Genomic DNA, 1,792 nt, shown 5'->3' on the forward strand with positions numbered 1-1,792 from the left:
CCGATCTCGACGCCCTCGCCATTCCGAATGACGACGGCGTCGCCACGCTCGAAATGACCTTCGATGCGCGTGACGCCGGCCGGCAGGAGGCTCTTGCCCGACCCGAGCGCCGCCGCGGCGCCGCTATCCACGACGAGCGCTCCGCGCGGCTCGAGCGTGCCACCGATCCAGCGCTTGCGCGCCGTGGTGGGGTCCGAGCGCGCCAAGAACCAGGTGCAGACACCGGTGGTCGCGAGAGCCCGCAAGGGGTTCATCACCTTGCCGCTGGCGATCACCATATCGGTCCCGGCCTGCACGGCGATCTTGGCCGCCTCGATTTTGGTGACCATACCGCCGCGTGACAGCTCCGAGCCCACGTCGCCGGCCATGGCCTCGATCTCGGGCGTGATCTCCGGCACCTCGTCGAGGCGCCGCGCCTCCGGCGATGAGCCGGGCGGCGCCGTGAAGAAGCCCTCCACGTCGGACAACAGCACGAGACAATCGGCGCTCATCATCGAAGCGACACGCGCGGCAAGACGATCGTTGTCGCCATAACGGATCTCATTGGTCGCCACCGTGTCGTTCTCGTTGACCACCGGCACAGCGCCGAGCTTGAGTAGCGTCGTGATGGTGGAGCGCGCGTTGAGGTAACGGCGGCGCTCTTCGGTGTCACCCAGCGTCACCAAGACCTGCGCGGCGACGAGCCCGCGCGCACGGAACGCATCCTCGTAGGCATGTGCGAGATCGATCTGGCCGACGGCTGCGGCTGCTTGACTATCTTCGAGCTTGAGCGGTCCCTTCGGCAACTTGAGCACATTGCGGCCAAGCGCGATGGCGCCGGAAGAGACGACGATCACCTCTTTGCCCTGCGTCCGCAGATCGGCGATGTCGTCGCAGAGCGCACTGAGCCATTCGCGGCGTAAGGCACCCGCGGCGCTGTCGACCAAGAGCGACGAGCCGATCTTCACGACGATGCGCCGGGCGTTTGTCCATTCGGACCTCATGGCCGCCACCCCGCCGCGGTCACCGGTGCCGCTTTCTCTTGCGCTCGCACCTCTTTGATTCTTGTTGCGAGCGCCCGCAGCACCTCCTGTACGCCTTCGCCGGTCGCGGCGGAGACGATCAGCGGCGTGACTCCCGACGCCTCTTCAAGGCGCGCGCCTCTTCTTGATCTCATCCTTCTCGACGGCGTCGGCCTTCGACAGCACGAGCACCTCAAGCTTCTCGCCGAGCCCCGCGCCGTAGGCCTCGACCTCGCCACGCACGATCTCATAAGCCTCCACCGGATCTTCGCCGGTCGCATCCACCAAATGCAGCAATACCGCCGTGCGCTCGACGTGACCGAGGAAGCGGTCGCCGATGCCTGCACCTTCATGCGCCCCTTCGATCAACCCCGGGATGTCGGCGAGCACGAAGTCAAAGCCGTCGATGCGGACCACGCCCAGATTGGGAATGAGCGTGGTGAAGGGATAGTCGGCGATCTTGGGCTTGGCCGCACTGACCGTCGCCAGGAACGTGGACTTCCCGGCGTTGGGGAGGCCGATAATGCCGGCGTCACCGATCAGCTTCAGCCGCAACCAGATATACATCTCCTCTCCCGGCTGACCGGGATTGGCGCGGCGCGGCGCCCGGTTCGTGGAGGTCTTGAACTTCGTATTGCCGAAGCCGCCATTCCCTCCCTCCAGCAGCACGATGCGCTGGCCGGGCTCCGTCAGATCGGCGATCAGAGTCTCCCCGTCCTCGTCGAGAATTTGCGTTCCCGGCGGCACTTTGAGCACCACGTCGGCCCCCCCCGCCCCGGTGCGGTTCTGGC

The 1,792-nt window shown here is 66.4% G+C and carries 1 protein-coding gene and 1 pseudogene; both read right to left on the reverse strand.

The window, feature by feature from the left end; translation table 11 throughout:
* Positions 1-983, reverse strand: a 983-nt coding sequence (gene proB, locus AUC71_RS11585) for a glutamate 5-kinase (protein ID WP_069624390.1), incomplete at its 3' end; no start/stop codon positions are given.
* Positions 980-1,792, reverse strand: a pseudogene (obgE, locus tag AUC71_RS11590) (GTPase ObgE); the annotation flags it as partial. The gene proB and the pseudogene obgE, both read right to left, overlap by 4 nt.

The sequence above is a fragment of the Methyloceanibacter marginalis genome, from assembly GCF_001723295.1.
Classification (GTDB): Bacteria; Pseudomonadota; Alphaproteobacteria; order Rhizobiales; family Methyloligellaceae; genus Methyloceanibacter; species Methyloceanibacter marginalis.